The sequence below is a fragment of the Cupriavidus sp. BIS7 genome (assembly GCF_000292345.1).
Taxonomy (GTDB): Bacteria; Pseudomonadota; Gammaproteobacteria; order Burkholderiales; family Burkholderiaceae; genus Cupriavidus.
Genome location: NZ_ALOU01000137.1, coordinates 1 through 872, shown reverse-complemented (window position 1 = coordinate 872; position 872 = coordinate 1). Strand labels below are relative to the sequence as shown.

The window sequence follows — 872 nt, the reverse complement described above, 5'->3', positions numbered from 1 at the left end:
GATCCGTACACCGATGGCGCGCGCGCTGGCAAGTTTGATCCGTACGTAGACGGCGCCAAGACCGAAAAGTAATCCTCTGCGGCGCCGATGCGCCCGATACGGCCTATGCGCCCGATGCTTCCTTCAGGAGCATCGGGCGTTCTGCTTTCTGCCAGGGCGTCCGCCCCGGCAGCAGCAATTCACGTTGTCAGCCCGGCTGCACGCCCGGCCGCGCAATGGCGGGCGCTCCATCCTTCAGCCATGGAAGGAAGCCGTGCAGGAAGCGCGAGGCCGCGGGCATGAAATAGCTGCCGTGGTGATAGCACGGGTCCAGCGTCGCGACGATGCGGCGCCCCGGGCCGCTGGCCGCATCGTCATAAAGTATCGAGCGACCTTCGACGGTATCCACCACCGACACCGCACCCGGCGGCGCGATCAGGTCGCCATGTCGGTGCCACGTGGCGTCAGCCAGTTTGAGGCGCGCGAACAGGCCGTGACCGGCATCGCCCACGCGCAGGCCCGAATCGGCGCCCGGCTCCAGCCACCACCAGAAATTGGTTTCGCCCTGTCGCCATTGCACGCCGTCCAGCCAGAGATCGGCCCGGCTTTCGCCGAGCGCCACGACCATCTTGCCGTCCGCCAGAAACCGCGCAATCGTCTCGCGGGCCGCGATCAGGTCCACCGGGTTCTGCCGGCTGGCCACATAGAGGCAATCGACCTGGCGCAGCTCCACCTCCGCCCGCGCTAGATCCGGAGCGTAGATATTGAGATCGAAGTACCTGCGCAGTGCCGGGTCGTTGAACGTTGCGTGATGGTAATAGGTGCCGCCATCCACGAATGCGATACGCATGGTCTACGCCTCCTTCTCGCCAGCAACGGCGGGAGCGCCCGCC

General features: G+C 66.2%; 1 protein-coding gene. It reads right to left on the bottom strand.

What is annotated here, in order from left to right; translation table 11 throughout:
* Positions 1 to 187: 187 nt before the first annotated feature.
* Positions 188 to 829, bottom strand: coding sequence for a hypothetical protein (locus B552_RS0126955; RefSeq protein WP_019452169.1), 642 nt, complete (start codon positions 827 to 829; stop codon positions 188 to 190).
* Between the last annotated feature and the right edge of the window lie 43 nt (positions 830 to 872).